Source organism: Acinetobacter sp. ANC_7634 (genome assembly GCF_056779875.1).
On record NZ_JBWYIT010000006.1, the window covers coordinates 86445 to 103371 of the forward strand.

A 16927-nucleotide genomic window follows, 5' to 3' on the forward strand; every position below is an offset into this window, starting at 1 on the left:
TCTCTATATGATTCATATGAGTTACGATTATGCAATGGTGGCGGGTTCTGCTGTGGCGGCAGTGATCGTCTGCTTTATTGCTATTTCATTTGAACAACTCATTAGTACCCACAAAAACCCAGTTGGTCAAAAAGTGCTGCTCGGTGTAAGTGGAATGATATTTGGTCTTGCGATTTGGGTCATGCATTTTGTTGGAATGCTGGCTTGTCATTTACCCGAAGATCATAGTTTCGATATAGGTTTAACGCTATTCTCTTATGTGATCGCAGCTCTCGCTTCAATTTTTGCCATATGGCTCACGACTAGATCTACACTTCCTTTGGCTAGATTGGTTTTGGGTGCACTTCTGATGGGTTTCGGTATTTCAGGTATGCACTATACTGGAATGGCGGGATTGATCGTTCCCAACTACATTATTCGTTATGACACCATTTTGGTGATTTTTTCTGTACTGATTGCTGTATGTGGTTCAGGATTGTCATTCTGGCTGATGTTTAAATATAAGCGTACCTATCACAATAAATTGGCTTTCAAGCTTGCCGTGGCATTCATGATCGCTTTTAGTATTGTGGGAATGCATTATATTGGTATGGCGGCTGCGACTTTCCAACCCGTGGATGCCAAATATGCAGCATTGAATCAACTCCATGAAGGTCAAGGTTTATTACTTTTTGTCATTATATTTGTCACCTGCTTGGTTTTAGTGGTCAGTTTTTTTGTCGCTATTTTAGAATTACGACTTGAAGAGAGAAATCAACAACTAATCAAAATGAATAAGGAATTGGAAAGCCTTGCCCTTCAAGATAATTTGACCAAACTTCCAAATCGACTTTTTTTGCTTGATTACACCACTTCATTATTTTCACTTCACCAATCTAAAGATCATAAAGTTGCATTCATTTATATTGATTTGGATCGTTTCAAGGCAGTGAATGATGCTTTTGGACATCATATTGGTGATCAGCTTTTAGTGAATTTAGCGCATCGACTCCATGCATTACTCGAAAAAAACCAAAAATTAATTCGTATTGGTGGTGATGAGTTTTTATTGGTTGTTGAAGATTTTTCTACAGACCAAATTGATCAAGTTGCCAATCTAGTATTGAGTAAAATCCAAGAAGGCTTTGTGATTTCGGGGAAGGAAATCAATATCTCAGCAAGTTTAGGTGTGGTCTATTATCCAGATCATGGTGCTGATTTACATGATTTGTTGGTGAATGCTGATGCTGCAATGCTGATGTCCAAAGAGCAAGGTCGCAATACTTATAGTGTGTTTAACTATTCATTAGATCAACAAGAAGTCGCACGTAGCCAATCAAAACTTATCAATGATTTGTATCGTGCTGTTGAAGAACAACAATTCATTTTATTTTATCAGCCGAAATTCACAGCAGATTTTAAAATTTGTGGCGTTGAAGCTTTAATTCGTTGGAAGCATCCAAGTCTAGGACTTCTAGCACCGAATATGTTTATTGAGGGTGCGGAGCAAACAGGTCTTATTATTAAAATGGGCTACTGGGCTCTTGAACAAGCGTGTATACAGATTCAAGCTTGGCAAAAAAAGAAATTGCCTTTCTGTCCGATCGCTGTAAATTTATCAGCTGTACAATTTGAACATAAAGCGCTGGTAGATACATTAAGATGTTTAATCACGCAATACCAGATCGATCCAGCCCATTTAATTATTGAGATTACTGAATCGACAGCAATGCATCATATCGATGTCAGTATTCGTACTTTTGAGAGCCTGCGAAACCTGGGGATTGGGCTTGCGATTGATGATTTTGGAACAGGTCATTCAAGCTTCTTATATTTAAAGAATCTCCCGGTAGATGAACTTAAAATTGACCGTGAATTTATTCGAAATCTTTCACCCAATACAAAAGATGAAATTATCTTAGAAAGTATTATTGTCTTGGCTAAACGTTTAGGTTTGGTGGTGACAGCTGAAGGCGTCGAAACTCAAAAACAAGCCGATATCTTAAAACGTTTAGGTTGTCAGCAATTACAAGGCTATTTATTGGGTATGCCATTACCTGTGGATCGTTTAGAAAGCACATTTAAGAACTATTAACTTCTGGTCAGTTTCTGATTCATCACATTCACATTCGGTATTGATCTGCTACAATATCGCCAATTTTTATTTTGATCTTTTTTGATCTTCTAAACTGCATGTCTGCAGTAGGTGTTATTCATGAGCTTTAAGCAAGAGTTAGCGGAGCAAGTTGCTCAGCGACGTACATTTGCCATTATTTCCCACCCCGATGCGGGTAAAACCACAATGACGGAAAAGTTATTGTTGTGGGGGCAAGCGATCCAAGTTGCAGGTATGGTAAAAAGCCGTAAATCTGACCGTGCTGCGACATCAGATTGGATGGAAATGGAAAAAGAGCGTGGTATCTCGATCACGACCTCTGTGATGCAGTTCCCTTATAAAGACAAAATGATCAACCTGCTCGATACACCGGGGCATGAAGATTTCTCTGAAGATACATATCGTACCCTTACAGCCGTAGACTCAGCATTGATGGTGATTGATGGTGCGAAAGGTGTCGAAGATCGTACGATTAAATTGATGGATGTGTGTCGTATGCGTGACACACCGATTATTTCTTTCGTTAACAAAATGGACCGTGAAATTCGCGAGCCACTTGAACTACTCGATGAAATTGAAAACGTCCTGAAAATTAAATGCGTACCTTTAACTTGGCCTTTAGGCACAGGCCGTGACTTCGCGGGTGTTTTTAATCTGATCGAAGAAAAATTCTATGTCTATAAAGCAGGTTTTGGTTCAACCATTACAGATATCGAAATTCGTGACGGTTATGACCATGCTGACCTTCGTGAAAAAGTCGGTGAATTAGCTTGGGCTGCATTTGAAGAGTCACTAGAATTAGTTCAAATGGCAAATGAACCGCTTGATCGTGAAGAATTCTTAGCAGGGCGTCAAACTCCAGTATTGTTTGGTACAGCGTTGGGTAACTTTGGTGTAGACCATGTCTTAAATGCATTTAGTGAATATGCACCACCACCAAAAGCACATCCTACCCAAGACCGTAAAGTTGAAGCGACTGAAGAGGGTTTCTCTGGTTTTGTCTTTAAAATTCAAGCCAATATGGACCCTAAACACCGCGATCGTATTGCTTTCATGCGTATCTGCTCAGGCAAATATGAAAAAGGCTTGAAAATGAAGCATGTGCGTATTGGGAAAGATGTGCGTATTTCAGATGCATTAACGTTCTTGGCGGGTGATCGTCAGCATCTAGAAGAGGCATGGCCAGGTGACATTATTGGTTTACATAACCATGGTACGATTCAAATCGGCGATACTTTCACTTCGGGTGAAAACTTGCAATTCACAGGTATTCCTCACTTCGCTCCTGAAATGTTCCGCCGTGTTCGTTTAAAAGATCCTTTGAAATCGAAGCAACTCCAAAAAGGTTTAAAAGAGCTTTCAGAGGAAGGTGCAACTCAGGTATTTATGCCACAAAACAGTAATGATCTTATTGTCGGTGCTGTGGGTGTTCTTCAATTTGAAGTTGTAGCTTATCGTTTAAAAGAAGAATACAAAGTGGATTGTATTTACGAGCCTGTGAGCATTAATACAGTTCGTTGGGTTTCATGTCCAGATGAGAAAAAATTTAATGAATTTAAGAAAAAAGCACATGACCAACTTTCAGTTGATGGTGGTGGGCATTTAACGTACTTAGCACCTAGCCGTGTCAATTTACAATTAATGCAAGAGCGTTATCCTGATATTGTTTTCCGTAATACACGTGAACATTAATTTTGCTTGAAAATGTAAAACAGCTTCCTCGTGAAGCTGTTTTTGTATCAGAATAACCAATGCTTTAATTTTGGTTGATTCTTGTGATTACTCTAAATTTACAAAAAAAACGATTGCGTATTCTTCTTGCTACCTTAGTCATTGGGGTGGCATCTTGTGAAAAACAACCAGAGTCTACGACACAAAAGTCAGGGCAGTCTGCCCAAGTTAAAAACGCTGATGTGTTACCATACTTAAATGATGACGCGTTTCAATTTGAGATAAAGAGCGAAAATTGTACAAAATCGGTCTGCGAAAAAATTGAAATTTTAAGTCTAAAAACAGCAGATCAGTGGGTCAATCAACAACTTAACAACCATTTGGCTTTTGTGATTCAAGATCAAATCAATGAAAAAGAAAAATTGAGTTTGGATCAATCCATCGAAACCTATATAAGTCGATCTGAATCATGGATGAAGGAGTTTTCACTGAATCAGCCTTATGAGTTGGATATACTGACGCAAGTCGCCACCCAACGAAATCAATATGTGTTGATCCAATTCATTGTTAACACAAAACAAGCTGAAGTGATCGTTAAAGATCGTGGTTACTTTATGGTATTGGATCGAAAGCAGAAAAAAGTTTTACAGTTGCAGGATGTGATTCAAAAGAACCAAATAAATGATTTTGAAAGAATACTTCAAGTGTCCTATCAAAAATGGTTAAAGGCCCAGAGTGGTGAAGTGAGAAGTATCGCTCCAGTGAATCTCAGCTGGCAAAATCAGGAATGGTTCTTTGATGGTGAAGGGATTGGTGTTCATATTCGTGCGAACGAAATTGTCAAAGGTGGTGAGCAATTGGATATCTATTTGAATCATGCTCAAACCAAGCAGGTGGTTGTACCGCAGATCTTTCAAAAGATGTTTTGAAATATTACAAATATTGTAATGTAGCATATACAATTGCAGTTAAACCCATACAAACGAAGCTTGAGCTATCAATTTCATCGGGTTAGGCTTAAATCAATGATAAATGACCGTTTCTCCTCAAGGTTGTGAGATGTTAAAAAATAAAATAGTTTGGACTGTATCTGTACTTACTGCCGCAATTACGCTGAGCGCATGTCAGCCAAAAGGGGACGGGCCTAAAGAGTCACCTGACACTCAAACTCAAGCAGCATCGGAAGTTCAGATACTCGTGCTTCAGGGTGAAACTGAAAAAGTGCCTGTTCGGTTGGTAGAATGTGATGGTAACAATTGTCCAGAAATTTCAATTGATCGATTGAGAACGAATCAATTTGTGTTAGATGGCTTAATTGATCAAGCGATTTTCAAAAATTTACAAGAAACGCTAGAGTTGTTCGAACCTGAGCAGACGCTGCCTAAAGACAAAGATACTCAAGCCGCAAGTGAAGTTGTTGAATATAAAACTGCAGCGCAGTTACTTGCAGAGCAGATTCAGCCCTTTATTGATAACTTTGTGGGTTTAGATAAAGAGTTAAAGCACTTGGGGGTTGGACATCAAATTAGTTTGAGTATTAGTCCTAAAATTTTAAATTCACAAGGACCACTTGCAACCGTCGTATTGAATACGAGTAACTATTTAGGAGGTGCACATGGTTCTTCTTCACAAACTTACTTTAATTTTGATTTGAAACAGCAGAAACAAGTGTCACTAGATCAAATTTTAGTGAAAGACCAAAAGAATAAATTAAATCAATTGGCCCATGATGAATTTAAAAAATGGGTCATAGATTCGCAGTTAGCAGATAACGTTGAAGAGTATGAAGAGGCTTGGAAATTTAAACTCACTGATAATTATTATTTGGGTAAGAAGGGTTTAATTCTTCAATACGGTGAATATGAAATTGGTCCTTATGTGGTGGGTTTGCCAAGACTTACGATTCCTTATGAAAAGCTACAGGGTGTGATTAAACCTGAAATGCTGGAGGCTGTTCATCCTTCGGTTCAAGTTGCTGTACCTCAAGCTGCAGGTGAAGCAAAATAACATGTCCATGCCACGTTTGTTTGATACGCATACGCACTTTGATGTAGAAGATTTTGACTTCGATCGTGAGCAACTTGCGTATCAGGCTAAACAGAAGGGAGTGGATGCCCTTGTACTGATTGGGTTTCAACACCAACGCTTTCATACATTGATTGAAACACACCATTGGTTAAATGGTTTAGATCAGGCACCGAGGAGTTATCTCGCTCCTGGTCTACATCCTTTTTATATCGAACAACATCAGCCTCATCATCTAGACGATCTAAAAAAAATTCTTGAAGTACAACAATGCATCGCCGTTGGAGAAATTGGTTTAGATACTTTTCTCAAGCAACATAAGCAGTTGGAAGTTTTCGCTAAGCAACAGGATTTTTTTGCGCAACAAGTCGATTTGGCTCAACAATTTAAGCTTCCTGTGCTGTTACATATTCGTAAATCTCATGCTGAAGCATTAAGGCTGTTAAAAGCAAAGCAATTTGTTCACGGTGGTATCGCCCACGCATTCAGTGGAGGGATAGAAGAAGCGAAGGCATTTATTCAACTTGGATTTAAGTTAGGGGTCACGGGACAGATTACCAATCCCAGTGCTAAAAAATTACACCAAATAGTTCAGTATGTTGGTATTGAACATCTGGTCATTGAAACAGACTGTCCTGATATGACGCCATTATGTTGTCAAGCTTCAACTGAACACCGTACCCGTAATACCCCACAGAATTTAATTTATGTTTTAGAAGGTTTGGCACATAGTTTAAATACAAGAGTCGAAGACATTGCGCAACGTGTTTGGGAGAATAGTGTGTCTGCACTCAACCTAAAAAATGAACTGAAATTGTCGTGAGTTCAAAACTCTCTATTCCTCCGAAGTTTTGCTAAAATACGCCTTTTCCAAATAGTGTTAGAGCAATATGACTGACTTAGTTCATGATGATGAATATGAACGCCGTTTTACGGGTGTAGCCAAAATTTATGGTGAAGAAAATTTTCAGCATTATGAAAACAGTCATGTCATGGTGATTGGTATTGGCGGTGTTGGCTCTTGGGCTGTCGAAGCTTTGGCTAGAACAGGTTTGGGCGAGTTAACACTAGTTGATATGGATTCTGTTGCAGCGTCAAATATTAATCGTCAGTTACCTGCGATGACATCAACATTAGGTCATGAAAAAATTGAAGTGATGGCAGAGCGTTGTCGCCAAATTAATCCACGTATAAAAATCAATTTAATTGATGATTATCTAACGCCTGAAAATGTAACGGAGATTTTGAGTTCAAATCCAGATGTTGTGTTGGATTGCATTGATGATGTCAAAGCAAAACTCGCAGTGATGCTACATTGTCGTTTCAATAAAGTCCCTTTGATTGTATCTGGTGGTGCTGGTGGTAAATTAGATCCACTCAAAATTCGGGTCGCAGATTTGTCAAAAACAGAATACGACCCGATGCTGGCAAAATTAAGAAGTCTGTTACGCTCAAAAGGTATCTGTAAAAAGCCGAAAGAGAAGTTCGGTATCACCTGTATTTATTCGGTGGATAATCCTTTTTCGAATGCTGATATTTGTGCGAGTGCTGGGTTAAGATGTGGTGGTTATGGTTCAGCCGTGGTGGTGACATCAAGTTTTGCAATGGTAGCAGTGGCTGAAGTATTAAAACGATTAGATTCGATTCAAGCAAAACAAGCCTAAAAGTGATTATCAAAAAAGGTCTCTATCAAGAGACCTTTTTACTGATGTTATTTGTTTATTCAGCATTGATTTTTAAGCTTTCTTGTTCAGCATGTCTTTGAATGGCTTGTTGCATACCGATTAAGGCATTTTCAATATCTTTTAATGTTTTCGCGTTACCGCCACTCAGGGCTTGACGCCATTTTCGTGCACCAGGAAGGTTTTGAAATAAGCCTAAAATATGACGTGTAATCACTGATAGTGGCGCACCATCAGCTAAACGTTTTGCAATATATGGCATCATTTCCTGCATGATCTCAAAACGGTCAGGTGCTGACAAATTCCATAATTGTCCTAGTTCAGCCAGTAGATAAGGATTGTGATAAGCCTCGCGACCAATCATGACACCATCCACATGTTGTAAGTGTTGTTGAGTTTCAGCAAATGTTTTGATCCCACCATTGATTTCGATCAATAGTTCTGGGCGATCTTGCTTTAGACGATAGACATCTTCATAACGTAAAGGCGGAATGTCTCGATTCTCTTTTGGTGACAAACCTTGTAGTAAAGCAATGCGTGCATGCACGATAAAATTTTGACATCCCGTTTTTGCAACGGTATCGACAAAATGCAGCATCTCCTCATACGATTGCATATCATCGATGCCGATTCGGTGTTTTACCGTGACGGGAATATCAACTGCATTTTGCATTTCAGCAATACATTCAGCAACCAGCTCAGGCTCAGCCATGAGGCAAGCACCAATTTTATTGTTTTGAACACGATCACTAGGGCAACCAACATTTAAATTGATTTCATCATAGCCCCAATCTTGAGCCATTTTAGAACAGGTTGCGAGGTCTTTAGGATTTGATCCACCAAGCTGTAACACAATAGGGTGTTCTTCTTTGCTGTAATCTAAATGACGGGCTGCATCGCCAAATAAAATTGCGCCTGTGGTCACCATCTCGGTGTACATGATGATATTTGGATTGAATAGGCGTGCAAAAAAGCGGTAATCACGAGTCGTCCAATCCATCATAGGTGCGACGGAAATTCGAGGCTGTAAAGATTGGATATCAGACATGGTGAAACCTAGATTTAGTAAATCGTGAAAAGCTCGGCATCTTACCATAATTTAAAAAATGGGTCATTGAGGAAGGTGTTAAAGAATACTGCTTCTAAAGGTTAATGAATCTCTAATTTTTAAAGGCTTTGTTGCACAAAGATTTGAAAGGCAAAGAGCCCCTAATTGAGCCGAATTTAAGGCGTAACTTGGGTAAGTGGTCGACCCAATTCCGTAAACCTGTTGAGGACTGCTACACGTGCATGAACCTCATTGACTTGGCTATCAAAGCTCCTTGCACTGAGTTTATCTCCTAATAATTTGATGCAGTGCATTTTAGTCTCAACCAAACTTCTTCGCTCTAGCGAGCTGCTCTTTGTATCTTTCCATGGTTTCGCATTTTTTCTAGGTGGAATCACCGCATGCGCTTGCCGATCTGCAATGGCCTGACGGCATTGCTTAGTGTCATAAGCTCCATCGGTATAAACAGAGTCAACCTGTTCATCTTGTGGAATCTGATCAAGTAAATCACCTAGTACCTGTGAATCACTGATATTATTGGTTGTGAGCTGTATAGCACGTATTTGAAAGGTTTCAGCATCTATAGCAATATGTAGCTTACGCCATTGGCGACGATATTCAGGTCCATGTTTCTTGCGTTTCCATTCGCCCTTACCTAGAAATATCAAGCCTGTAGAGTCCATGAGTAGATGCAGCCCATAGCTACTTTTTTGGTAGCTGATTGCAATATCAATATACTTTTGTCTTCTACAAAGTGTACTGTAATCTGGCGCTGTCCAATTTAATCCGCAAAGTTTAATCAGACTTTGCACAAAGCCAGTGACCATACGTAAAGACAGACGAAATAAGGATTTAATCATTAAGCAGCATTGGATGGCTGCGTCGGAGTAGGTTTTATTTCGTCCTTGTTTGCCTTTTGATAGAGCATACCATTGCGTAGTAGGATCAAACCAAATGGCAATATTTCCGCGATTAATGAGTGCTCGGTTATATGCGGGCCAATTGGTTGTGCGGTAGATTATGTGTAGGCTTCTTCATTTGAAAATTATATGGCTGAAGAAGCCCTTAAGAATAGCTTTGTGAAACAAAGCCTAATGGAACTAAAACACATTATTTATTTGATAAGAATGGGAAATATACTGGGAAATGGTGTTATGAAAATATTTTTATCAGATGTACAACAAGTATTCAGCGGCTTATTGACCCATAAAATCAGTCGAGAGGAAGCTGAAGAGTGGGCAAGAATAAGGAGGAATGCGCTTGACCATAATGAATTGTTTTTTGATCCTCCTACTGAAGAGGAGCTTCTATGGAAAGCAATAATTTATTTGAGTGGTGTAGCTTTAAAAATATCACCTGAGGAATATATGGAAGATGATGATGGTATCAAAGAGATGTTTAATACTTATTGGTCAAAGTGATGTAGCGTCATGTATTAAACTGGACGGTATATTTAGCCAGACTTTGAGGAAGTTTAATACACTGCTTTATCGAATAGATAAAGGATGTGTGGATATGGGCTATGAAGCCAAATGTGGGTTTTCAAAATGATGAGTGGTTTTAAAAGCCCAGGAGACTTTTTACTCATTTTGACTTATTTTTTTATTTTTCAGGCTACATTGACTCTCTTTGGTTGGCAATTAAAAGAGAAAAGAGAAAAGATATTGAACTGGAATATTGTAATTGGCTCGCTTCCATTTGTACTCAGTATTGAATTGTTGTTTGATCACTATCAGAATTCATTTTTTGGGGAACTAACATTAATTCTCACTTATTTTTGTATATGTTTTGCTTTAAATACATTTTTTTGGATATTTAGTTTTTTATTTAAATTAATTCTACTTAAAATTAGATGGTATTTTTTTTCTTATATCAATGTTATAGGCGGTTGGATATTTTCAATATTAATTTAAATATTATCAGAAGCTTTAGCTTTGTTATATAAATCTTTTTATATGAATAAATCTTTATTATAGGAAATATAATTTTTTATTTTAATTGATTTGAATCAGGCGGTTATGAATTATTGTTTGAAACAAAGCCTCTTGGTTATTATATTTTTTTGCTTGGTATAAATATTAGGGTTCTTTCATAAATCATTTTTACTCAGTTCTAAATTATAAATCCCTGCGATTAAACTGAATCTTAATCCCAATCTTTTGCCACGGTTGCGATATCGCTCAGCAAGGATTTTGAAGATCTTCAAAGTCCCAAATACATGCTCAATTCCAATTCTTCTTTTCTTGATTTCTTGATTGTAAACTTTTAGCTCGGGATCTAGTTTACAGTACTTTTTTGCTTTTAATGGAAATAGACTATTTGGATACACCGTATAAATCCCTTGATAGCCTTTATCTGCAAGGATAAAAGACCCTTTAGGAATTTGATTCATGTTGCGTTTGAAAAGCTCGAAATCATGTACAGCACCACAACTCGTGCATAAGCTCAGAACTTGCTGTGTTCTATAATGGATAAGGGCTTGTACTTTGAAAGTATGAGCTTTCTTCTTACCACTATAGCTTTTCTTCTGTTTTTTTAGGTCTTTGTATTGGAATTTCTGTAGCATCTACGATCACCACATTCCAGTCGATACCTTAGCCTTCAGGCAAACTCTTGGGTAAATTAAATAGATTGGACTTGATCAGGCAATCCTCTACGTGGAGGACGATTCTTGAAGCAGTAGGCTCTGACATACCATAACTTGTTGCGACATGAAACAATGTTCGATATTCACGCCAATAACTTAAGCACAGAAGGATTTGATCTTCTACACTTAACTTAGATGGTCTGCCTTTAGCAGGTACAAGCATTTTTAGCTGTTCAGCCATTAAATCAAAGGTTGACCATGAGATGCCTGTATATCGCTTAAAATGTGTTTCAGAAAGCTTCTTTGAGTCGATGTATTTCATTCGCAAATTATGTATGAATATTTAAAATTATTCGGTACAAATAATCAGTAAAGGATAGATCTTTTTTTGATTTATGAAAGAGATCTAATTTAAATTTTTCAATCATTGGTTTAAACAGTGTTCAAGTGAAGTCATATTTTATTAGTGATTTTATTTTAGGATTCTATTAGTTAACCCTTTTAAAATAAACTTAGCTGCTTGAGTTTGACTCTGGATAAAACCATTATATTTTGGCAAATCATCAGCTACATCTTGCACACGACGATGGTAAAAAATATGCATATTTTCAGGGGGAACTTGCGAGAAGTCTTTTAAGTTCCATTTAGGAATAAATACCAACTGATCTAATATTCCAAATTCAATAGAAGGGGAATGACATTGTTTGCATATCCCACGACGGATATTGGGTGGTGATTTCAAACGTTTAAAATTAGTCTGTTCAATATTTAAATCACAAACATCTTGTTTCAAGAATACTAAAACATCTGAAAATGCCTTACTTGTATATTCTTGGCAAACTTGGCAGTGACAAATAAAATGTGCGATAGGGGCATGAGAAAAGCGAAAAGTATTTGCGCCACAAGAACAACTTGCTTCAACATTGAAAGGCATGTGATTTAAATTTGACATAAAACTTCCTTATTTAAGATCTATTCATAGATGAAATTAAAAATTTAAAGTTCGATTGAGTATCATGCAGGATGAATGAGGGAATCTGATGAAGTCTGAATCTTCTAGTTAAAATTCCATGAGCACTGATATCGTATAGAACCTAAAGAATATCTAAAGTGCACTGATATCAGATCCGATCTTTTTGGGGTCGAGCAAAATTTTAGCGTGTTGTTCAGGATCACCTAAGGCCTGAAAAGCATCTTTAACTCCTGCAAGACCTACAACGCCCGTTATCAGAGGAGAACAATCAATTTGACCTTCAGCGATCATATGGAGCGCGTCTCTGAACTCCAGTGGCGTATAACCAATCACAAACTGGATTTCGATTTCTTTGTTTAAAGCCAAAGCGGGTTCGATGCTGTCGGATTGCATACATACACCCACACCGATAATTTTAGAAAATAATGGCGCACCGTTAATAATCTGTTGAAGGATGCCTGGCATCCCGACACATTCAAAAATCACAGGACGTTTGGGTAAAGCACCTAATTTGTCAGCCACACGCCACGCATGCCACCATGGAATATGCATAGACTGAATCTTTTCAAAAATACCGATCCCATAGTTAATCGCTTCAGAAGCATCACCCAATAAACCGTATTCTTTCCAACTCTCAAAAGGCGATGATTGTTTAGGATCAATGACGACATCTGCGCCACAAAGTTGAGCCAGCCGACGGCGATTTGGTGAAAAGTCACTGGCAATAATTTTTTTAACACCAATCGCTTTGAGCATTAAAATGACACCTAAGCCTACTGGACCACAACCAATAACAATTGCAGGTTCTGATTTCTTTATTCTGCTCCGACGTACTGCATGTAAAGCAACCGCCATTGGCTCGGTCATTGCCGCAAGATCGGGATGTAATCCATTTGGCACCGCAAACATGAGTTGAGATTGCACCAAGATTTGTTCGGCATAACCACCAGAAGCTTGAGGGGAAAGACCAGTCGCTTGATAACCCCACTGATCAACTTTCAATAGTGGCATTGCACAAACTAAGGTATTTGTTTTAAATTTTTTTCTGGTTTTAGGACCATAATCTAGAACACGACCGCAAAATTCATGCCCCATGACAAAACGGTCTGTTGACTTTGCAACACCTTTTAGACCCACTTTAGCCGTAAGTTCATGCATGTGGTCACAACTATGCTGCATATGTAAGTCACTGCCACAAATACCACATCGCACAACCTCTAATAAAGTTTGTCCTTGTGATGGTGTTAGATGGCTGACATCTTCAAGTGTTAATTCATTTTGATGACATACAACTGCTTTCATTCTTGTCCACGAATATTCTTATAATGATAGTGAACAGTGTGTGTGATTACGCACAAGAGATACACAGCTTTAGAGGACTGAATGATGACTGCAGAGGCTAAATTATTGAAAAAGCCTCCATTTATAGAGGCTTAATATGCATATTTTATGAGCTAGCTGAGTTGGGTTCGATGATAACGTTGATCCACTAGCGTGAATAGTGCCGTACAACTGACCAAGATTAATCCTACGATACACGCCATTGCCCATCCACCATGATCCCAAGCATAAATTCCTAGCGCGGAACCACTTGCGCCACCAATAAAATAGCTGGTCATATAAAGTGAATTTACACGAGATTTAGCATCCGGTCTTAAATTAAAAATCACATTCTGGTTGCTACTATGCACCAATGCTAGACCGAGATTCATCAGTCCAAAACCGATGATATAGCAACTTAAATAGAATCCACCTAAATAAAGGAATATCCATGCGCTACCTAGGATTAAAATGCCAAACCAAGTGATTTGTTTGACGTAACCACGGTCGGCGATCTTACCAATTTTCTTGGTGGACAAGGCGCCAAATACGCCAACCAAAGTGACTAAACCCACCATGACATCTTCAAGAGAAAAAGAGGATTTAAGTAAAATAGAAATGGTCGAGAAGAGGATGCTCATCGTTGCAAATGCAAAGGCACCAATGATAGAGCGATAAATTAAACGAGGCTCTTCTTTGAGTAGCAGCCCCATGGATTTAAACACAGCAAAATAACTAATTTTAGAGCTAGGAATATAAGGCAGACGAATATTAAGTACCACAGCGACCATTAACATCAAAATTCCACTGACGATATAAATGAGCTGCCAATTAAATAAGTTGGATAACAAACCAGCTAAACTGGTCGAAATCAAAATGCCGACCAATAATCCGCTCATCAGTAACCCGACGACTTCGCCTGTTCGTTCTGGTCGAACCGCCATCGTGGCAAACGGAATCAAAATTTGTGCTGCAACCGAGAAAAGCCCAGTGATAATTGTGCCAGCCCATAACATATAAAGGTTGAGCGAAAAAGCACAAATAAATAATCCCACTGCTGCAAAGAACATTAAAAATGGGATTAATTTCGTTTTATTGAGAATATCACCAAGTGGTACGATAAAAAGTAGTCCGACAGCATAAGAGACTTGAGCCAAAGTAACAGTTAATGCCACATCTGTTGCAGGGGCATTAAAGTAAAGTTGAACAGAGTGAATTAAGGGCTGCGAATAATAATTAGCGCCTGCACAAATACCACAAGCAATGGCCATCAACCAAAGTAAAGCAGTGTCATTCGTGATGTCTTTTTTATTTAAATCGTCAAGATCGTTATACATGAATAAATGGCTCAGAGGATGAGGAGCAGTAAGCTGTGGCTTCGATTTCAATTTGCATGGCGTCTAATGCCAAGCGAGACACAGGGATTAGTGTGCATGCTGGGAAATTTTGATCTTTCCATATTGTATTCATTTTCAGATTTAACAGGTGATGTTTTTGTTGGTCAAAATTGACAATCAATACGCTTAGAACAGCAATGTTATAAAAGTCGATATGTGCATAGCTGAGAGCAATTTTGAGATTTTCGAAGACTTGGTTGAGTTGTTCTGCATAATCAGTGGAATAATGTCCGTCGGCATTTTCACCACCTTGACCTGATATATGAACGACTGTGTTGAAGTGTTTGACCTCACAGATGTGGCTATATCCAAGTTGCCTTGGAGAATAAAGCTGAGGCGGATTTTTAGTGGTTAAACTAAACGTTGGCTTATTTGGTTTTGTCATTCTATCTTCTCTGGATTAAGCTTAGAAAAGAATTATGAAAGCTCAACTTAACTTGAGGTCAAGAGCATGGAAGAACAAAAATTACAACAGTGGCTCAGTATAGGCGCGTTAGCTGCTCGAAGTGGTGTATCGGTCGCAGCACTCAGATTTTATGAAGACAAAGCACTTATTTGGAGTGTGCGGACGGAAGGAAATCAACGGCGATATCCTCGATATATGCTGAGGAGGATTGCCATCATCAAAGTGGCACAGCAGGTAGGGATTTCACTCTCTGAAGTGAAGCAAGCATTTAACATACTCCCTAAGAATAAAACCGCGACTAAATCAGATTGGACCGCATTATCAAGTGCGTGGCAGAAAATTTTAGATCAAAAAATTTTAAATATGCTTCAACTTCGTCAACAACTGGATTGGTGCATTGGTTGTGGGTGCTTATCTTTAACTGAATGCCCACTAAGAAATGAAAATGATCAAATGGGGTCTACATCGTCGGGGTCCCACTTTGTTCCACTCGACATTAAATTTGACGATGATCAAGGGAAAATAGAAATTCACTATGAAGACTAAGTTTCATCGTGAAGCATTATTTTGAAATTTGAACTGTGAGGTTAATGTTGTCTTTATTTCAGTTTAGTTTTGGAAAGCGTAATCATCATCACACCCAATATATTCAGCGCACAACCAAACCATTGAATCATATTCATTGATTCCCCTAAAAAGATAGTTGCCAATATAATGGTCAGAATTGGACCAAGTGAACCAATCATGGCTGTTTGAGAAGCACCTAAACGAGCAATACCTTGCGCAATGAGAATAGTTGGAATCACCGTTACCCCAATGCCTAATGCAACACCATATCCGATTACTTCCATGGGTTGTTCAAGGATATTGGATACAGGGCTTGGCTGAGCAATAAAATAGTGAAGAATCGTCCCTAAGCAGGCGATAGACATCGCTAAGCCCGTAAAATTCCACGATCCAAATTTTTGAATTAATTTTGGAGTCATCAATAGATAACTCGCAAAGCAAATCGCGCTTGCGAAAACTAAACTCACACCTAGCCAAAAATTACTTTCATGAGGCACATTGCTTTGTTCTTGGAGCATCACCATAAGCGTGCCGCCATAACTTAGTCCAATTGCAAAAATAGTCTTCAGTGAAAGAGGATGTTTGAAAATTACACTTGATGCAATTACTGTCATGGTAGGATATAGAAATAGGATAATACGCTCCAAAGAGGCACTGATGTACATCAGACTCATAAAATCGAGCCAACTTGAAAAATAATATCCAATCAAACCAGCAACGAGGAGTAGGGCCCAATCCTGCGCTGAAAATCCACGATTACGGTGTCGGTTCAACCAACAAATAAAAAGAAAAACGGGTAAGGCACTGAGCATCCTTAAGGCAACCAGCAATGTTGCATCAACATCTTCAGAAACTGCATAAGCTTGTTTGATTAAGATCGCTTTACTACTAAACAAGAATGCTGCCAACAGCGCACATAAACTCCCTAACTGAGTGGGAGTCAGCTTAAGTACCATAAATGTTAAAAATCAATTTTTAAGTAATGGAAGTATAAGCCAATCTTCATTGTAAGCTCTAAAATTCAATCTCTAATTTTCGCTAAATCACCTACCTAGCGACATAAGAAGTTTTGATTTTTTGTTTAAATGCATCATTGTGGTGCGTAATATGAAAAAAACAGTGGTCTATCAACCCAAAAAATACATCAAAAAAATAT

At 38.4% G+C, this 16927-nt stretch carries 16 protein-coding genes and 1 pseudogene; 8 read left to right on the forward strand and 9 right to left on the reverse strand.

What is annotated here, in order from left to right:
- Window positions 1-7 precede the first annotated feature (7 nt).
- The 6 genes from AC1M9A_RS08085 (at window position 8) to AC1M9A_RS08110 (ending at window position 7455) form a co-directional block, all read left to right on the forward strand.
- Window positions 8-2074 carry a putative bifunctional diguanylate cyclase/phosphodiesterase gene (locus tag AC1M9A_RS08085; RefSeq protein ID WP_481593311.1) on the forward strand — a complete coding sequence of 689 codons (2067 nt, stop codon included), beginning with the start codon at window positions 8-10 and terminating at the stop codon, window positions 2072-2074.
- Between the two features lie 120 nt (window positions 2075-2194).
- Complete coding sequence (locus AC1M9A_RS08090) at window positions 2195-3787, forward strand: peptide chain release factor 3 (protein ID WP_035265298.1); 1593 nt, start codon at window positions 2195-2197, stop codon at window positions 3785-3787.
- 83 nt (window positions 3788-3870) lie between these two features.
- Entirely contained in the window at window positions 3871-4695 is an 825-nt protein-coding gene (locus AC1M9A_RS08095) for a hypothetical protein (protein ID WP_481596249.1), read from the forward strand.
- Window positions 4696-4825: 130 nt separating this feature from the next.
- Entirely contained in the window at window positions 4826-5773 is a 948-nt protein-coding gene (locus tag AC1M9A_RS08100) for an RsiV family protein (protein ID WP_481609998.1), read from the forward strand.
- A gap of 7 nt (window positions 5774-5780) precedes the next feature.
- On the forward strand, window positions 5781-6614 hold the full coding sequence (locus tag AC1M9A_RS08105; RefSeq protein ID WP_481610022.1) for a TatD family hydrolase: 834 nt from the start codon (window positions 5781-5783) through the stop codon (window positions 6612-6614).
- Window positions 6615-6681: 67 nt separating this feature from the next.
- Window positions 6682-7455, forward strand: coding sequence for a tRNA threonylcarbamoyladenosine dehydratase (locus tag AC1M9A_RS08110; RefSeq protein WP_481609999.1), 774 nt, complete (start codon window positions 6682-6684; stop codon window positions 7453-7455).
- Between the two features lie 55 nt (window positions 7456-7510).
- Here the strand turns inward: AC1M9A_RS08110 and dusA are convergent, their stop codons facing one another.
- Both dusA and AC1M9A_RS08120 read right to left on the reverse strand, forming a co-directional pair.
- Window positions 7511-8521: a tRNA dihydrouridine(20/20a) synthase DusA gene (gene dusA, locus AC1M9A_RS08115; RefSeq protein WP_035265303.1), complete on the reverse strand. Its 1011-nt coding sequence runs from the start codon at window positions 8519-8521 to the stop codon at window positions 7511-7513.
- Between the two features lie 176 nt (window positions 8522-8697).
- Window positions 8698-9559: pseudogene (locus AC1M9A_RS08120) on the reverse strand (IS5 family transposase).
- 116 nt (window positions 9560-9675) lie between these two features.
- Between AC1M9A_RS08120 and AC1M9A_RS08125 the strand changes: the two are divergent.
- Entirely contained in the window at window positions 9676-9942 is a 267-nt protein-coding gene (locus AC1M9A_RS08125) for a hypothetical protein (RefSeq protein ID WP_092768375.1), read from the forward strand.
- Window positions 9943-10610: 668 nt separating this feature from the next.
- Here AC1M9A_RS08125 and AC1M9A_RS08130 read toward each other — a convergent pair.
- The 6 genes from AC1M9A_RS08130 to AC1M9A_RS08155 form a co-directional block, all read right to left on the reverse strand.
- Window positions 10611-11087, reverse strand: coding sequence for a transposase (locus tag AC1M9A_RS08130; protein ID WP_481610000.1), 477 nt, complete (start codon window positions 11085-11087; stop codon window positions 10611-10613).
- 28 nt (window positions 11088-11115) lie between these two features.
- Window positions 11116-11430, reverse strand: coding sequence for a helix-turn-helix domain-containing protein (locus AC1M9A_RS08135; RefSeq protein WP_092768287.1), 315 nt, complete (start codon window positions 11428-11430; stop codon window positions 11116-11118).
- Between the two features lie 150 nt (window positions 11431-11580).
- Window positions 11581-12060: a GFA family protein gene (locus tag AC1M9A_RS08140; RefSeq protein ID WP_481610001.1), complete on the reverse strand. Its 480-nt coding sequence runs from the start codon at window positions 12058-12060 to the stop codon at window positions 11581-11583.
- A gap of 153 nt (window positions 12061-12213) precedes the next feature.
- Window positions 12214-13383, reverse strand: a complete 1170-nt coding sequence (locus AC1M9A_RS08145; RefSeq protein WP_481610002.1) for a zinc-binding dehydrogenase — start codon at window positions 13381-13383, stop codon at window positions 12214-12216.
- A gap of 152 nt (window positions 13384-13535) precedes the next feature.
- The gene (locus tag AC1M9A_RS08150; protein ID WP_481610003.1) at window positions 13536-14738 is read right to left on the reverse strand and encodes an MFS transporter; all 1203 of its coding nucleotides are present in this window, start codon (window positions 14736-14738) and stop codon (window positions 13536-13538) included.
- Window positions 14731-15183, reverse strand: a complete 453-nt coding sequence (locus AC1M9A_RS08155) for a RidA family protein (protein ID WP_481610004.1) — start codon at window positions 15181-15183, stop codon at window positions 14731-14733. The genes AC1M9A_RS08150 and AC1M9A_RS08155 overlap by 8 nt, the downstream gene beginning before the upstream one ends.
- 66 nt (window positions 15184-15249) lie before the next feature.
- On the opposite strand from AC1M9A_RS08155, the gene soxR reads away from it, so the two are divergent.
- Complete coding sequence (gene soxR, locus AC1M9A_RS08160) at window positions 15250-15750, forward strand: redox-sensitive transcriptional activator SoxR (RefSeq protein WP_035265311.1); 501 nt, start codon at window positions 15250-15252, stop codon at window positions 15748-15750.
- A 53-nt stretch (window positions 15751-15803) separates the two neighbouring features.
- On the opposite strand, the gene AC1M9A_RS08165 is transcribed toward soxR, so the two are convergent.
- Window positions 15804-16727 (reverse strand): DMT family transporter, encoded by a 924-nt coding sequence (locus tag AC1M9A_RS08165; RefSeq protein WP_481610005.1) that lies wholly within the window; start codon window positions 16725-16727, stop codon window positions 15804-15806.
- Between the last annotated feature and the right edge of the window lie 200 nt (window positions 16728-16927).

Excerpts from the sequence above, each read along its gene's own strand:
- AC1M9A_RS08085 (WP_481593311.1), top strand. The coding sequence starts at position 8 with ATGATTCATATGAGTTACGATTATGCAATGGTGGCGGGTTCTGCTGTG.
- AC1M9A_RS08090 (WP_035265298.1), top strand. The coding sequence starts at position 2,195 with ATGAGCTTTAAGCAAGAGTTAGCGGAGCAAGTTGCTCAGCGACGTACA.
- AC1M9A_RS08100 (WP_481609998.1), top strand. The coding sequence starts at position 4,826 with ATGTTAAAAAATAAAATAGTTTGGACTGTATCTGTACTTACTGCCGCA.
- AC1M9A_RS08105 (WP_481610022.1), top strand. The coding sequence starts at position 5,781 with ATGCCACGTTTGTTTGATACGCATACGCACTTTGATGTAGAAGATTTT.
- AC1M9A_RS08110 (WP_481609999.1), top strand. The coding sequence starts at position 6,682 with ATGACTGACTTAGTTCATGATGATGAATATGAACGCCGTTTTACGGGT.
- dusA (WP_035265303.1), bottom strand. The coding sequence starts at position 8,521 with ATGTCTGATATCCAATCTTTACAGCCTCGAATTTCCGTCGCACCTATG.
- AC1M9A_RS08125 (WP_092768375.1), top strand. The coding sequence starts at position 9,676 with ATGAAAATATTTTTATCAGATGTACAACAAGTATTCAGCGGCTTATTG.
- AC1M9A_RS08130 (WP_481610000.1), bottom strand. The coding sequence starts at position 11,087 with ATGCTACAGAAATTCCAATACAAAGACCTAAAAAAACAGAAGAAAAGC.
- AC1M9A_RS08135 (WP_092768287.1), bottom strand. The coding sequence starts at position 11,430 with ATGAAATACATCGACTCAAAGAAGCTTTCTGAAACACATTTTAAGCGA.
- AC1M9A_RS08140 (WP_481610001.1), bottom strand. The coding sequence starts at position 12,060 with ATGTCAAATTTAAATCACATGCCTTTCAATGTTGAAGCAAGTTGTTCT.
- AC1M9A_RS08145 (WP_481610002.1), bottom strand. The coding sequence starts at position 13,383 with ATGAAAGCAGTTGTATGTCATCAAAATGAATTAACACTTGAAGATGTC.
- AC1M9A_RS08150 (WP_481610003.1), bottom strand. The coding sequence starts at position 14,738 with ATGTATAACGATCTTGACGATTTAAATAAAAAAGACATCACGAATGAC.
- AC1M9A_RS08155 (WP_481610004.1), bottom strand. The coding sequence starts at position 15,183 with ATGACAAAACCAAATAAGCCAACGTTTAGTTTAACCACTAAAAATCCG.
- soxR (WP_035265311.1), top strand. The coding sequence starts at position 15,250 with ATGGAAGAACAAAAATTACAACAGTGGCTCAGTATAGGCGCGTTAGCT.
- AC1M9A_RS08165 (WP_481610005.1), bottom strand. The coding sequence starts at position 16,727 with ATGGTACTTAAGCTGACTCCCACTCAGTTAGGGAGTTTATGTGCGCTG.